The sequence below is a fragment of the Pseudoalteromonas sp. NJ631 genome, assembly GCF_000276645.1.
Lineage (GTDB): Bacteria > Pseudomonadota > Gammaproteobacteria > Enterobacterales > Alteromonadaceae > Pseudoalteromonas > Pseudoalteromonas piscicida.
In genome coordinates this window covers 39554-55235 of sequence record NZ_AKXJ01000009.1, presented here as the reverse complement: position 1 = coordinate 55235, position 15682 = coordinate 39554, and the positions used below count along the sequence as shown (strand labels likewise).

Annotated in this window: 9 protein-coding genes and 1 pseudogene; 3 read left to right on the top strand and 7 right to left on the bottom strand. The window is 44.3% G+C overall.

Going from position 1 to position 15682, the window contains the following annotated elements; all coding sequences use genetic code 11:
• Positions 1 to 14 precede the first annotated feature (14 nt).
• The 5 genes from A587_RS0115280 to A587_RS0115260 form a co-directional block, all read right to left on the bottom strand.
• The gene (locus tag A587_RS0115280; RefSeq protein ID WP_017218297.1) at positions 15 to 1181 is read right to left on the bottom strand and encodes an efflux RND transporter periplasmic adaptor subunit; all 1167 of its coding nucleotides are present in this window, start codon (positions 1179 to 1181) and stop codon (positions 15 to 17) included.
• A gap of 243 nt (positions 1182 to 1424) precedes the next feature.
• A complete protein-coding gene (locus A587_RS0115275; protein ID WP_017218296.1) occupies positions 1425 to 3800 on the bottom strand; it encodes an ABC transporter permease in 2376 nt (791 codons plus the stop codon).
• A 2-nt stretch (positions 3801 to 3802) separates the two neighbouring features.
• Positions 3803 to 6187, bottom strand: a complete 2385-nt coding sequence (locus A587_RS0115270; protein WP_017218295.1) for an ABC transporter permease — start codon at positions 6185 to 6187, stop codon at positions 3803 to 3805.
• Positions 6188 to 6197: 10 nt separating this feature from the next.
• Entirely contained in the window at positions 6198 to 6902 is a 705-nt protein-coding gene (locus A587_RS0115265; protein WP_017218294.1) for an ABC transporter ATP-binding protein, read from the bottom strand.
• A gap of 10 nt (positions 6903 to 6912) precedes the next feature.
• Positions 6913 to 8154: an efflux RND transporter periplasmic adaptor subunit gene (locus tag A587_RS0115260; RefSeq protein ID WP_017218293.1), complete on the bottom strand. Its 1242-nt coding sequence runs from the start codon at positions 8152 to 8154 to the stop codon at positions 6913 to 6915.
• A 213-nt stretch (positions 8155 to 8367) separates the two neighbouring features.
• Here A587_RS0115260 and A587_RS0115255 point away from each other — a divergent pair.
• Positions 8368 to 8679, top strand: a pseudogene (locus A587_RS0115255) (zinc-dependent metalloprotease); the annotation flags it as partial.
• 88 nt (positions 8680 to 8767) lie between these two features.
• On the opposite strand, the gene A587_RS0115250 reads toward A587_RS0115255, so the two are convergent.
• Positions 8768 to 9382, bottom strand: a complete 615-nt coding sequence (locus A587_RS0115250; protein ID WP_026001012.1) for a PQ-loop repeat-containing protein — start codon at positions 9380 to 9382, stop codon at positions 8768 to 8770.
• Between the two features lie 211 nt (positions 9383 to 9593).
• On the opposite strand from A587_RS0115250, the gene A587_RS0115245 reads away from it, so the two are divergent.
• Positions 9594 to 10772 (top strand): tetratricopeptide repeat protein, encoded by a 1179-nt coding sequence (locus A587_RS0115245; protein WP_017218290.1) that lies wholly within the window; start codon positions 9594 to 9596, stop codon positions 10770 to 10772.
• A 210-nt stretch (positions 10773 to 10982) separates the two neighbouring features.
• Positions 10983 to 12785, top strand: coding sequence for a PKD domain-containing protein (locus A587_RS0115240; protein WP_017218289.1), 1803 nt, complete (start codon positions 10983 to 10985; stop codon positions 12783 to 12785).
• Positions 12786 to 12863: 78 nt separating this feature from the next.
• Here the strand turns inward: A587_RS0115240 and A587_RS0115235 are convergent, their stop codons facing one another.
• Positions 12864 to 15677 (bottom strand): hypothetical protein, encoded by a 2814-nt coding sequence (locus A587_RS0115235; RefSeq protein WP_017218288.1) that lies wholly within the window; start codon positions 15675 to 15677, stop codon positions 12864 to 12866.
• Positions 15678 to 15682: the final 5 nt, after the last annotated feature.

Sequence of the window (15682 nt, the reverse complement as noted above, 5' to 3'; positions counted from 1 at the left end):
GTCGCTCCTTGCTGTTACAGCTTTTCCGGCTGACTACTTGGCTTTGATGAAGAGTCCGTGCCAGCAACTTTAACTTCCATGCCTTTTTGTGGATATTCAGGTGGTGTCATGACCACTTTATCGCGACTTGTGATGCCATCACCAATTAGGAAGAACTCACCCTCTTCGCGGATAACTTGCACTTTACGTGGCTCAAGCTGGTTATCTTGATTAAGCAACCAAACCGACTGATTATTCACGATATCTTGAGGTAGACGGTAGATTTGCTTTAACGTTTTACCCGCAAAGCTAACTTGTACATACGTACCGTATTTTATCGCTGGCTGGCGCGTTGTAAGACCATACGGGTCATTGATACGTACCACTAGGTTGTTCATACGTGTTTGTTGGTCAACAGTACCTAAATCTCTATCAATTACCGCTTCACGAGTAAAAGCGCTCACACCACGTTGATAAACCGTAGCAGCAAGGCCTGCCACTCGCTCAGGTAAAAACACAGAATCAAAACCCGCGATAGGAATAATCACTTCGGCAGTTTCGATGTTATTGACCGTACCAACTGAGCTACCCATAGAAACGAACTGACCAAGACCAACGTCTTTTTTCACCACTAGTGCGTTATAAGGCGCGATAACTTCGCAGTTTTCTAGGTCTCGCTTTGCACGCTGCAGTGCAGCTTTTGCCGATTTTACTGAGGCTTTGGCGCTCATGACCTGCGGTTTACGTAAAAATAGGTCGGTATGCTTTTTATTTGGAAATCTTCTTGCTTCATCAGCGGCAACATCAGCTTGTGCTTGCTCTTCGATAAGCTGCGCCTCGGCTCTGGCAAGTTCTGCTTCTGCTTGTAGCAACGCGGCTTCGTAGTTATCTTGCTCAATACGCAGTAACACCTCGCCTTTTTGTACCACACCGCCTTCAACAAAGTTAGGGTGCCAGTATTCAACTTCGCCCGATACTTGAATAGAAAGTTGTGTACTTTCTAGCGGTTTTACTTCGCCATAGCTTTGGATCACAACTTGGTGATCTTGCGCAGCGAGAGTTTCAACTTCAACAACAGGACGAGAATCGACTTCTTGCTTCTCAGGTTCACTCTTAGCAACGGCATTGACGAACATAAATCCGACAACACCGACTATAAGCACGGTAAAGGGTAGAATCCATTTTAAAGTTTTAGCTTGCATGACAGTACCTATTGATAATTTCCTGACCGTATAGTACCAAGTTTAGCGCGTTCTCGGATGTGACATTTGTAAGAATCTGTTACACCTTTAGAACAACTTTTTATAACTATCGAAAAACAGCGGAAATTATAAAGTAATTTCAAACAATTAAGCACCAAAACCTTTGATTTATAAAGGTCTTTCTAAGTGCGACTTTTGTGAGTTATATAACAATTTTTTCGGCTTTTTGTCACATTTATCTCCCTAGATCTGCTTAGTGACATGGTGAAGCTCAAGCGCTAGAACGATACAGCCTACCAATACGATAGCGAACAACAGATAGATCCCAAGCAGCGGACTCAAGATGCCAAACATACTCGCCACAACTAAAGACAAGAAAACAGCAATAAACACCGCGACTAACACGAGATAAGCCCGGCTCCAACACTGCTCGATAAGAACATCGCGTACCTTAGCACCGACTAAACGCTTAATATTAAAGACTGGCGCATTTAATATGGCGAGGTAGCCGAGCAAACCATACATACCAGCAATTACCTGTATCAACATCATCAGTGCGATCATCAGCCCAGCTAAAAAGCTCAGCTTGGCTGTTTTGTTGAGTTGCTGCATACGTAATTTAATATCGACGAGCTTTAAAATAGATTGGCTTGGGTTTTGTTGTTTGTACAAGGCGGTAACCGTATGCAAGTCAAACTTCTCTCCCGCTTTGGCTCGCACCAGAATATTTCCACTAATAAAATTAAAAGGCAGATAAGCCAAGGCTTGTACTTGGGAGGTATGGCTAAAGGTGTTTTCAACAATACCCACAAGGGTAATAGGGCGCTGATTCCTGTCGTAGATGGTCATGCCGATATCTGCTGCTGTTACGCCAAGGCGCTGCGCTAACAGCTGATTGAGCACCACTTTTTTCCCTGAACTATTGATAGCTAAGTCATCCTCAGAGAATCCGCCACCAGCAATAAACCTGAGACCTGAGGTGCTAAAGTAATTTGGCCCGCTGAGCTGCAAATAAGCGACAACTGAGTTGCTGCCATCATCACGCAAGCTTAGCGGCTCCAGAAACACAAACTCGTGGGGTAATACGCCAGCCAGAGCAGCACTCTCGACACTTGGGTGCTGCCTAAGCGCCGACAAGTTTGTCATCGCTTGATTATATCTTGCTTGAATAGCACCTGAGCTGCGGTCGTAGTTACTTTGCTGTAACTCAACAAAATAAAGGTTATTTGAGTTAAAACCACTTGGGGTATTTAGCTGCCCGCCAAAGTAGCTCAATAGCCAAAACGCAAAGCTCATTGTGACTATGCCCACACCGATTTGCAATCCGAGTAAGGCTTGGCTCATTGACTTAGGTAATTGTTTGACCTGTCCCTTTCCTGAGCCACTTAGTTGACTACGAATATCCTTAAATGACACCTGAGACATTGCCAGTTTTACAAACACCAGTGCACAGAGTTGAGCAAAAGCAACTACCAATAAGAAGCTCCACCAAGGAAGTTTGAGCCAAACAGCATGGGCTAGGGTCTCCTTCGACCAAAACTGCATTAGCCAAACGCCAGCATTCGCTATCCCTATGGCAAGCAATGACGCAAACAAAAAAATCAAGGCAATATAACGCCACTGTTCGAGTTGCAGATTGCCGCGCTTAGCACCGAGTACAACCGCCAGTGCCAGCTGGTTTTGTTTGGCTTTAAAATCTAACAAGTAGAGTGAAAATGCATTCACTAAGGTAATGACAAGCAGCCCAACGCCTGCAAATGCTAACCATTGCGTCGTTGTTCTTAGCTGCCCTTTTAATTTATCCGCAAGTGGTGACAACGAAAATCTGAGCGTCGCACGACCAGATATCGCTTGTTCTAATTGTGCTTGCTCAAATGCAGCTTGAAACTGCGCTTGCAAAAGCGTTAATTGCAGCAGCGCATTTTCTTGTTTTATGCGACCCACAAGAAATAAGTCGCTTCTTACCGCCAAGTGATCCATACCCGTAATATGGTCACCCATCATCTGTGCAAATGGCAAGAATACCTCACTCATCCGATTAGATTGATATAACTGCGGTTCGGACTCATCGCACGCGACCACTCCCACCACGATATAACGACGGTCATCAAGTTGAATGCTCTGTTCTATAATATTTTCATCGGGTAAATGTTGCTGCACAAAGCACTCTGTCACAACGACTTCATTAGGTGCGGTACCAAGCCCATTACTTTGGGAAAACCACCTCCCTTCCTTTAAAGTAATATTAAAGAGCGAAAAGAAATCATCACTGACGTAAGTTGTCTCAATCCTCGGCTCAACCACTGAACCACGTAATAAGCTGTGGCTATACAATACTGCGGAGGCTTTATCAAACAGTTGCTGATCTTGAGCAAGCTGCCACGCAACAGGCGTAGAGATAGCATTTTCCATGATTGCCTTGCCATGTTCATCTAGCATATCACCCTGTAGCCATACGAGTTTATCGCTTTGTGGATAAGGTAACGGCTGATAAGCTTGCCATGATAAGCCAATACTTAGCATCATAGCGGCGAAAGCGCCGCTCAATAACCCGGCTAACGTTAGATTTAACCTAAGTCTATACCTCAATCGCCCCAATAGCTGATGCCATAATGTCATGCTTATCCCTTCCCTAATTCAGATGGGTTGATTAATGCATTGAGTGGCCTGCGTAGTATTTGTTGTAGTGAAAAGTACAAACACGAACTCGACACCAACACTATCCCCACTGCCGCAATCGAAAAATCTGCCACATTAAATGTTTGTTGAAAGTATGGCGACAATAATAAACACCCTGTCAGGGAGATCATTAACGCAATACCTATGTGCTTAAAGTGGGTAGTAAAATCCTCTCGAGTTAGATCGCTGTGTTTGGCCCCCAGCACCATTTTCGTGCCGTAATAAGAAACCTTAAGTGATTGGCTATAACGAAAGACACCAAACAGGCCAATAATCACGAGCAGCAACACCAACGCAAAGATAAACAGTGATCCATAGGTAACCAAGGTATCAGTCAACAGGTATTGCTCACGCTGCGCTGTAAGTGATTTAAAACTAAAGATTTTCAATGCTGGATGAACTTGTGTAAGTAGCGCTGCAAAATGGGATTTAGTAACTGGCTGCTGAGTCTTAATTAACGCCGTATTACTTCCTTGTACTGCTCGATACACATGGGGCAGTGCGGGTTCGCCTGGCACGGCTAAATCAGCAACGACACCAATAATTTCAAACGCTGCATCTTCGTCAGTAATGTTAAAACTCAAGCGCTTGCCTAGCGCCTTTTCCTCTCCACCTAGTTGCTCGGCAAAGGTTTTATTGATAATTAACTGCTGCTCACCGCGGCGCACCGCTTCACTATCGAAAAACTGACCTTGAAGTAACGGTAAAGAAAAAAACTCAAGATAACCACTATCCACAACTCGGCCAACTGGATGCAAGCGTTCGAGCGTCTCGACTTCTTGCAATGACCAAGTGCCAACGCCTTGCCCGATGGGTGAACGGCTTCGACTCACCACGATGACTTCTGCGGTATTGGCTAGGGCTTCACTGGCTTGACGCATGACTTCTCGGTATTCGTCTCTCAGCATTGTGTCAGGAGCATAAAACGTGACTTCGTATTTATTCTTGAGATCTACCGCATAAGCATTTTTGAGATGAGAGATGGCAGCAACACCGACATTAAAGCAGAAGAAGGTCAAGATAATAGAAATACTTAACTGACTCACCGCCATGATCCGTTGTACTCGCTCACTCACAACAACGGCATTCCCCTTACCGCTTTGTTTTAGCATGTGCGTTAAGTGACGAAAGCGTATTGCTGACATTCCAGCTAACAACAATAACCAGCTCGTCAATAAAGCGACCAATCCCAGTGCAAGCACACTTTGCCAAGTTAACGAAATCAGCTGCGCTTGCGGCAACAGCCCTACTAGTTCTTTTTGTAGCCACTGGCAGATAACATAAGACGATCCAATTGCAACCACGAGTGATACGAAGCAAAGTACTAGCAGTGGTAACCACTGCATCAGCGCAATATCTCTTATTTTTGCTCCCACCACTGCCTGAATTGCCAGCCGGCGCTGGATCTGACTGAGTCTTGCAAGGTATAAATTACTGATATTTAATAGCGCTATACCAAGTAAACCAAGCGATACCACAAACATTCCAAATAACAATAAGGGAGACTTACCGAGCATAATTGATTTCAGCGACACCGCACGAATGCCAATATGCCACTTCGCAAAATACTCACTGTCGCTCACTTTGCTGCGCCAAAGTGTGTTCATTTCGTTGGAAAGCGAGAGGCTGACTTGTTCATGCTCCACCCCTGTAGCCAGTTTACCCACCATCAAGTTAAGCGCATAACGGTTCCACCAGTAAGGCTTAGCTTCCTCTGAGGTTAGGTTGTATTGCCAAGGTAGCCATACCGCAGTGTTGTGCATCAGCTTTTTTAAGTTAGGTTCATAAAACCGCTCTGCCGCCACCCCGACAATCGTGAACTCTCGCTCATCCAGACGCAGCGTTTTATTTAAAATATCAGGATCGCCATTGAAGTGACTTTGCCAAGCTTGAAAGCTCAGTACTGCAACAGGGTTGCTCTCATCGACAGATTCAGTAATAACCCGCCCCATCGCAAGCGGCATATCAAAAATACTAAACCACTGTGGCGAGACATAAGCTGATTCAACTTGAGGCGTATCAGCATCTGAGGTAAGTAACTGCTCGGCATAATGCACCATCGCCAGTTGCTCCATTGCGACTGGTTTATGCTCGTATAAATGCATCAATGATGGGTAGTTAAAGGCTTCGCTGCTCTCGTTGCCATTTTCATCAAACATCGGATATTCAAGTTTAACAATACGTTCTGCATCCGGGTATGGTAGAGGTGAGAAATACAGGCTATGTAACATCCCCATCGCGACCAGCATCACAACGAATACGCAGCTCAGCGTGGTCACTACACTAACATGGTAAATATTTGCACGGCCTAAGTTGAACACTTGCATGGTGCCCTCTCTATGCTCGTTGACTAACAGATTGAGCAGAAGCGACGGTACCTAACAGCTCACCATCAAACAATTTCACCTGCCTTGGAGCCATATCGGCATAACGTGGATCGTGCGTCACCATACAAACTGTGGTGCCTTGCTGATGCAATTCAGCGATTAATTGCATCACCTGATCGCCACTTTTCGAATCTAAGTTACCTGTCGGTTCGTCCACCAGTAGAATGCTTGGCTCGGTCACCAAAGCACGAGCAATCGCGACACGCTGCTGCTGCCCGCCTGATAGCTGATTTGGCTTGTGTTGAACACGATGCGACAGTCCAACCTTTTGTAAACAAGACTCGACTCGCTGCTTTACTTCAACCTTACTCAGCTTTTCAGAGCGATACTTTAGCGGTAAAGCAACGTTATCGAATACCGAAATTTCATCAATGAGATTAAAAGCCTGAAAGACAAACCCAATATGCTCATTGCGAAGCTCAGCGGCTTGATCAAGCGTCAGCGTTGTCACATCATGAGCACCAATCGTATAACTACCACTTGTCGCTTGGTCAATTAAACCAATAATGGATAGCAAAGTAGATTTACCGCATCCTGATGGGCCAGAGATCGAAATAAAATCGCCTTTTGCTATTTCCAGTGAAATATTTCTCAGTGCGTGTGTTTGCAGCTCTTCGGTTTCGAACACTTTATTAATATTTTTAAGCACTATCATTTTGATATTCCTACTCTAATAAGATTGTCTCATCTAGACTGGCAAGATAGGCTAGATCAGAAATGATTAATCGTCTCCCGGCTTCAACGCCAGAATCTATAACAATATATTTCCCAGTTGAAGCACCAAAAGTGATTTCTATCGGCTTTGCGGTGTCATCACTAGTCAGTGCAAATAAGGTCTGCGTTTGATTATCTTTGGCATTGGCGGGGCGTTGTACATAAGTGGCATTGGCAAGATGCTTAATGGCGACGCTGGCAGAAATGCTCAGCTGCGCTCGCGCCTGCTTCGGTAAGGCATTTGGTAAACTCACCTCTACTTCCACGCTATTGTTTGTCACCACCGGGTCAACTCGGATCACTTTGCCTTTTACTTTATTGGCTTGCATGTTCACCATCACATCTTGCCCAGTTTCAACCCAGCGCACTTGGGATTGTGGCACAGACAATACCGCCACCAACGACTGGTTAGAGCCAATTAATGCTAACTCGTCACCAACATTGACTCGTTGCCCAAGCGCCAGAGGCATTCGCTCAATAACCCCTGAGGTACTAGCTCTAATCTCTAGTTGCTGTTGTTTTTCTAGCAAGTTATTGAGTTCTTGCTCGCGAATATTAATTTCTTCATTGGCAAGGGTAAGCGCCGAACCATGCAGTGCTTGCAGCTGTTTAGCTTGCTGTTCTAGCATGGTAATTTCATGTTGTAAGGTACTCAAACTAGTTTCAGTTTGGGCAAAATTAAGCGCGGAAATAATGCCTTGTTGTGCAAGGTTTTGCTCAGCACGATGACGCAACACTAAGGTTTTTAACTCCCCCCGCTTTTGCATCAGCTGTTTTTGTTCGTTTAACTGCTCCCTTTGCTGAGAGAGTAGCAGCTGCTCTTTTATTGCCCACGACTGACGCAAAGCTTGTTTGGCTTGCTGAACTTGCAACACCAGATCAGGACTCATGAGCTCAGCAATCACATCACCTTTACGAATAATTGCGCCCGCTTTGTGATGGATCACTTTAACAATGGCCGCACTTTGCGCGTTTAACAAAAACTGCTCAGCACTACGTAACTCTCCAAAGCTATCTACTGACAACGTAAGCGGACCTTGTTTCACCTCCGCGACCAGTATTTCAGCGCGCATCACACTGGAATGAAATGCCCATTGTTGCCACAGCAAATAGACAACTATCACCGACATTAAACAGACAACAACGATGTAATGTGTGGTTTTTTTTGGCTTGGCCGGTTTGACTAAATCCATTTCCTCTCCTAACTGAATAAGCGCTAAGAGCGAGAACTATGCCAAATTGAAATAACATTACATTTCAGCATGTTAAAAATCACGTAACTGAAAAAGTCAGCTGATATTCCGAAATCGGAGCATTCACTCCGGGATCGGAGATTAAAGGCAGTAGATGCAGTTTATCTTTTGTGGGGCTCTAAATAAGTACACAACAAGTCAAAAACACAAGGTATCAACGACTCTGCGTACTATGGTAACGAATACAGCCTAAACGAGGTGATGAACGACCTGACTGCCGCTATTTTCGTTGCTGATAAGAGTGCAACGACACTGAGCCAAAACCTGAAAATAGAGTACGTTTCTCGCTTAATTAATGTTGCAGGATTGAGCAAAGCGAGCAAATACGACAATTTGGCAAAAGCCACTGCACTATTCCAACTGCAGAGTATTTTGGATAAGAGCACAGCTTGGGGTGCCGATCAGGCAACTAAGGCACATAAAGCGTATATTGACCGTATGATCACAAAAGCGCTTGAAGCGTAACTCAAAAATTTTTGTATTGCGCAAGTGAAGTTAGCGAAAACGTTATGGGCTAGCAATTTGCTAGCCCATGTTTTATCTGTTTATATCACTAAGCTAAAGCAGGTTTAGAGCGATAGTACTGAATACAACCTAATTGCGCCGCATTAGTCAGTAAAATCATCACAAACATCAATACATGAGCCACGCTAACATGACCTAAGCTCAGTTCAGCAGCCAATCCAATTCCTCCAGCTAAAAACTGCAGTGAAAAATACCTAGCGCTTAAGTTAGAGACATCACCGCTTTTTATCGTTTTATAGGTTTGTGGCATAACTCGAATTGAGCTCATCACTAGCCCTAAGTAAGTTAACGCATTTAACAACGCCGCTGCTTCGATGTCCTTTGCCAATAAAAGCCCAAATGGCAACGTCGACAAACCAAGCAAAAGTGCTAATTGATTACGCTGTTTCGAGCTTGCGTTGTACCGAATAAAATAATATAAAATAAGTGCACTTAAAGAGCCTGTAATAACAAAAGGTAGCACCATAAAAAAACGTTCAAAGAAAACGTTGTAGGCAATAAAGTAAGAGCTTTGTGCAACACCAAAACTCATCATTAACAGTGATACACCTGACACACTGCGATTTTTACGGATCTTCCTAATCAAAGGAACAAAGCTTAAAACCAAAACGAAGGAAGAAACGATCGGTAAATATTCGCTCAATGCCAACTCCAAATGTCTAAATTGTTGCTAAGTTAAAGTGCTGTAAAACCTTTAAAAACACATTGTAAATTTATGATTTTTAAGGTTTTATTTTTGAAGGCGCGCATTTTAAGAGCTAAGTTTTAAAATACAACTGGACGCCGAACATCCAACTTTGAATAGATGGCAAGGCTGGAATACAGGTGTATATAAATAAATACAAGGAATTACGATGAAGTGGCTACTCATTATACTTACTAGCATTGGCTTGAGCGGATGCAATTCCACTCACACCACTACAGCTGACACGAAACAGAAGGTAGACGTAACTTCTTTATTCAACCACTCTCTTTTTACGCTGAAACCAGTGCAAACTGAAGCTGAAATTTTCGCTTTACCTGAATCCGAACAGCAAGCTGCAATCTCCTTTTTTGGCAAATATGCAGATGCCAACATGAGAGATGACCAAGTATTAGGAAGATTCCTAGACGCAAAATTGGATAACTTTTCTTACGATGGAGAAACGCTTACTGCGACTGAAGCAACGCTCAACAGAGCTGGCAATTGCATTTCTCTTGCCGTATTAACACAAGCGTACGCCAATGTATTAGGGATCAAAACAAGTTATGCTAAAGTTGACAGCTATCCAATGTTTCGGAAGCACGAAAAGTTTATCATCACCTCAAGCCATTTTAAAACCAAGTTATTCGCAAATAGGGCGACAGAAGGTGGTGAGAATGAACAACAAACTTTGATTAAAGGTACTGTCGTTGATTACTTCCCAGATCAAGATAGTGTGTTTTCTGGAAACGCACAGTATGAAGATTTAGTCGCAAAGTTTTATACTAACTTAGCCGTTTCTGCTCTGCTGGAAGCTGATTATGACCTAAGTTACTCTTTATTGTCTGCTGCGCTCAAATACGCCCCAAGAGACGCTGAAGCTATCAATACTGCCGCGCTGTTACATAAGCATGTTGGTGATATAAATAGTGCGAAGCAAATCTATGGTTATGCCTTCAACAATCATCTCACCAGCACCAACCTGTTATTGAATTACCTTAACTATGTTCCCAAAGACCAAACTAATCTCAAGAATATGATCCTAGCGGAGCTTGAACAAAGCCCTGCATCCCCTTTCGATACCCTCTCGTTAGCTTCCAGCTACATTGAACAACAACGCTATAAAAAAGCCAAAAAACTTATTGAGCCTTTATTGCTGAATTATCATTACTTGCCGGAAGTTTATGTCGAGCTTGGAAAAATTGCTTATTTAGAGCAAAGATACCAAACCGCATCTGAATATTTTGAGCAAGCTGTCAATAAGTCTAGAGAGCAGTATAAAAAGGACCTATACATCGCCAAGCAAAAAATGTTGAACCATTTATTGGTTCGTAATGAGGATATAAAATAAGGAATGACACAAGTTAAGTAAAACTTATGTTAAAACAATATATATAAAACTTTACAAAATACATTATTGTTTCTATTTTGGTGTGTGGATGTTCAAAAAACATACCACCACTAGTCGTGCTCTACAGTGCACCCAAGGCTTGGTTCGGTATTGAACGACGCCCAACTTTTTATCTCAAGTTGGATAACCACACACTCAAAAGGAATAACAATGAAACGACACATTCTTGTCACAGCATTAGGTTTAGCATCTGGTATCGCGATGGCACAAGCGCCATTAACGGAAGCTCAGATGATGGAATATACCAGCAAAGCTAGTAAAGCAATGATTGGTAAAAAGTATGAACTCAACCTTCCGCTTATTACTCAAAGCAGCGCTACAAGTACTTCAACGTCTACACAGACCATTGTGCAAACGGTTTCACACCCAGATGCAAGCTACATCAAACTACACTTTAAAAACCTCAATCTTGCAAACGGCGGTAAACTCGTTGTTCGCTCGGAAGATAGTGGCGAGCGCTATGAATATACCCAAGCAAACCTCCGCGCTGCAACAGTTGATCCAAACCTCGGCGATGACGGCGTTAAACAGTTTTCTGCTATGTCAGTCTCTGCTGATAAAGTCATCATTGAATATACCTCAGGCCAAGATAATGCGGGCAAAACACCCGAGATCGACTTTTACTATCATGGTACTGAAGGGCAAGCAACTGTTGAGGGCATGACCGATGTGACGCCCATGTCAACTTGTGGTGCAATGGAACGTAAAGACGTGCAGTGCTGGGCGCAATCGCATCCGGTAGAGTTCGAGCGTTCACGTCCAGTCGCCAGACTGCTTATGAACGGCAGTCGTTTATGTACGGGTTGGCGTGTTGGTGCAGATAACCGCATGTTTACCAATAATCACTGTGTGGGATCAGCATCAGAGCTGGCAAATACTGAGGTATGGTTTAACTATCAAAGCACGAGCTGTAACGGCAGCCAGCGCGAAACTGTGGTAAAGGTCACAGGCAAAGACTTCCTTAAAACAGATTACACGCTAGATTATACGCTGTTTACCATCAATGATTTCGCTAAGGCCCAGCCGTTTGGTTACTTTGGCTTAGATGTGCGTAATCCATCGCAGGGCGAGCGTATTTACATACCTCAGCATGGTTCAGGTAACCCTAAAGAGCTGTCGATTGAGTCTGATCAAGACACCAATGGACTATGCTCTGTGAACCAAGCAACGGCGAATGGTCGAGGTACTGGTACAGATATAGGCTATTACTGCGACACTATTGGTGGCTCATCAGGTTCACCCGTACTTGCAGCCTCAACCAATAATGTTGTTGCGCTACACCACTTAGGTGGCTGTACCAATAAGGGCGCTAAAATTAGCTTAATTTGGCCTCAGGTTTCTACTCACTTTGGTGGCCAAATTCCTGTTGGTGATAATGGCACTACCGATCCATTGCCTGTTGCGTTATTTACTTACAGCTGTAATGACCTAAGCTGCAGCTTCGATGGTTCAGGATCTAGCTCACCAAAGGGTTCTATTACACAGCATAGTTGGCAGTTTGGTGACGGCGCATCCGCCTCAGGCGCGCAAACTTCACATAGCTTCACAAACTCTGGCAGCTATACCGTAGAACTCACCGTGACAGATAGTAATGGCGACACCGCGTCAACAACACAACAAGTTGCCGTAACGCTACCGGGTGAAGAGCAAAAGCTTATCAAGGGAGTTGCAAAAACGGGGCTTGCTGGTGCTAGCGGCAGTGAAACTTTCTTCTATTACGATGCGCCAGCTGGCGCAAATACAGTGACATTTAACACTAGCGGTGGCACTGGTGATGCTGATATGTATGTACTAAAAGGCACAGAGCCCACAACCAGTAATTGGACTTGTCGTCCTTATCGCTCTGGCAATACTGAATCTTGCAGCCTCAATGAAGGGGCTGGACGTTATTGGGTGATGATCCGCGGATATAATGCATACTCAGATTTGCAAATCGTAGCAGATCACAACTAGCCTAAACTTCGAATAAACAAACTGAATGATTTGCGGGGGCTCACCCCCGCTTTTTTGATAGCAATCTTCAGCGATTACCTACAACTCATACCAAACACTAAACCAAACACGGTTTTCATTGGTCATGTTACGCCCCTCTATACGACCCACTCCAGCACTAAACTGTAGATCGGTTAATCCTGCAGGAGCAAAATCAGCGGCCTTGTCTAATATTACTCGAGACAAAGGTAAGCGCATCTTAATACCGTAATTTTGCCCAATTACTTCTCCATCTAACTGATGCTGCTTATAAAATAACTTAGGTTTACCCTGCTGCCATGAAGTTGCAAATTCATAGCCTAAATAGCGGCTTCCCGTAGCAAATAGATGCGGTAACACAGGCTCGCTGACAGCGTGTAAACTGTTACTAATACTAGTGCTGGTAAGCGCTCCACCACCCACAGATAGAGGCAATTTGCTGCTGTAGCGGCTATCGACCGATGCGTAGAATGGAATTTGCCATGCTTTAGCGAACAGATTCACCTGATAATCAAAACCATCTAATTCACCTAGCCACTGAGCTGCAGAGACTTGCAGTGCTACACCATGCTGCTGCGTATCCCACATTGCTCGACCGTTAAAGCCGTAACGTCCGCCGCTCCATGTCTTTTCACCATGTTGCACTCGAATAACCCCCAATTCAGGAGCGAGGTAATTCAATGCTTCACCAAAACGATAGCTAGATGACAAAGCAAATTGCTTAAAGCTGCGTTCATTCAAAGTGTTTGCTTGTAGCGAGTGAGACTGCTTATCCGCTTCTAGCTCTTGATATCCAGCATCAAACGTTGTTTTCCAGTTTTCATGACGATATTCGAATTGGGCGAATGCACCCATCAACGCGCCATTATTGATACTTTTCTCAGCTCCAAGCTGCCAAGCAAGTTGGCGCAGCACATCCTGCCCTTTTAGTGACACGCCCAAACTATCAAAGGAAGCGCTATTTAATGCGCCAGATAAGGCGATAGAATAAGACTGCTCGAAAACAGAATAATCAGAACTGGGCAGCGCAGTTTGATCTATCTTAGCCGCAGGTAATTGATGGGGATGCAGCTCTTTTTGTTCCGCCTCATCCACTTGCTCCAACACGCTCACGGTGCGCCAAGCCGGAGAAACTATTTTGTTAACCTTGACCCCTTCAGGGGTCGCATAGCTCACCAGTAACTGCTGTGAATGGGTAATAATTTGCTCAAGCGGTTTAGCACTTGCAGGTAAGGTCTCAAGTACTTTACTCTCCACATCATAACGCATCACTGCTAAGTGGCCTGCGACTCCAGAAATAAAGTACAACTTGTCATCATCATGAGACCAAGTTAACCCCGAAAGGTATTGATGTGACTTGGGCAAATAGACGATTTCGGTTGCATCATGGCTAAGATCTTTAACAACAAGCTGCCAGCGTTTATTAGGAGTAACATGCACATAAGCTAATGTCGTCTTTTTATTAGAAAGCACAGGAAAGTCATGGACATCACCAAGCTTACTTGTGGTGATTGGCGTTTGCTTGCCTGAGTCCAACTCCATGATCACTAGCTGTGAGTAACCCAAACGGGACACCTCCGCAATAACGGTATTAGAATCAACAATACTAAAGCGGCGAATACCCGCGCCTTCGGTTAGTTGTTTAGGCTTTCCAGTACCAACTTTCCAGACAAATAAATCATTAATAAAGCTATCGTCTGCAGCCGGCGTTTTTGCAACGAAGTAAATATGGCTGTCATTCAGCCATTGGGGGTAATAGATACCAGCAAAATTATGAGCATTAAGCTGCGCGAGTCGCTTCTTTGGAAAGACTTCAGGTGCGATATCCACAATATCTTTAGGATCGGCATTTAATATCGCTTCATTGCGCTTATTAAATTGCTCAATGGCTTCTACATTTTCTTTGCTTTCGTAGATATTGAGTGTGACTTGGCGTTTACGATTTTGCTCTACCACCAAAAACTGACTGCCATCGGGAGAGAACGCGATATCTCGAGCAGCATACGCAAACTGCTGCCAAAGTTCACTCTGTGTCGGGATCAAGGCTTTCTCTTGCTGCATGGCCTGATAGCTATATTCAACAATAAAGCGACGATATAACTGGCTGGCTGGCGCTCCAAAAGCCCCACTAAATGCGGTTTCAAAACTGCGAGATTCCACCGCCTGCACTCTTGTCCACACGGCATCTAACGTCTGTGCGCCATAATTATCCTCAAGCCATGCTAGAAAACGTACGCCGACTAAGTACGCCATGGAATTGGAAAGGTAAGACTTGTCGCCATCATCTAAAGCGCTATAGGTCGGTAATGCGCCTTGCTGCGCGTAATAACGCACAATGCTCTCACTGTAGTTATCGTACAAACGTCCTCGCCCCGTTAATCTAGACTCCAGCAAGGTCGCATAGCCTTCGCTGACCCAACGCGGTAATACCGCATCGAGTAAGTCGGTAATATCGTGCCAATCTCTGAGGTGTTGTCGCCATTGATTACGGCTAGGCTGTGATAGATGAATGAGATGAATATATTCGTGCAAAATGAGCAACTGCTGCCAACTGGTGTTATTTGCGATGACGGAATCAGCTTGAGGTGGCGTTGCTTGCAATGCCATCATTGGTTTATCTGTGCTGGGTAATGCAAAGCCATTGGCCGCATTTTCTGGATCGTAAATAATCACATCAGCACGTTCACTCAATGCTCTGCCTTGTTGTGCCAGTACTTTATCTCGTACCACCTCCAGCTCATTTGCTGCAGAATACGCCCATTGCTGAAGCGACTGGGGATAATGCACATTGAAGTTTTCGGTTTTGATGGTTTGCCACTTAGCCTGTAAACCAAAGCTAGTAAATGCAACAAAAATTATCAGTAGCGCTCGCATTACCT